Genomic DNA, 485 nt, shown 5'->3' on the forward strand with positions numbered 1-485 from the left:
CATCTCTATATAATTACCGTCTTTATCTTTTTGTTTGCTGATGCCTTTATTTTGATTATGGCCAATATGCCCCACTAAATCACCGGCTTTGATTGGATACGGTTTATCTAATACCACTACCTGATTATATTCTTTTCCTCGGGTGATGTTTTCAAGATTATCGCTCCATACGAGTTTTTTTCCTTCTGATAAAGGAATGGTCGGTTGCCCGTCACGGACTATCTGGGCTAATTCAACAAACGTTTTAGGTTTTTTCTTACCGCTTATTTTTACTTGGGTTCCCTTGGGTAACATAGACAGTATGTTTTTTTTACTTTCATCCCTGACTCTCAGTCCTTTTGATTTGGCAAAATTTTTATTTTTATCTTTATCTTTATTTTTTATATCAAATTCGGATTCCGTGAGCTGCTTTTGAGTTCCATTGAAAACCCAACCGATAATCTGCTTTCCTTCATGCTCATAAGGCGTTAATACCGGAATTGAAC

1 pseudogene is annotated in these 485 nt (G+C 36.3%); it reads right to left on the reverse strand.

Annotated features, from left to right (window positions below):
* A pseudogene (locus tag J3U35_RS06460) lies at positions 1 to 485 on the reverse strand (hypothetical protein); the annotation flags it as partial.

Source organism: Gilliamella sp. B2717, from assembly GCF_026536675.1.
GTDB classification, from domain to species: Bacteria; Pseudomonadota; Gammaproteobacteria; order Enterobacterales; family Orbaceae; genus Gilliamella; species Gilliamella apicola_I.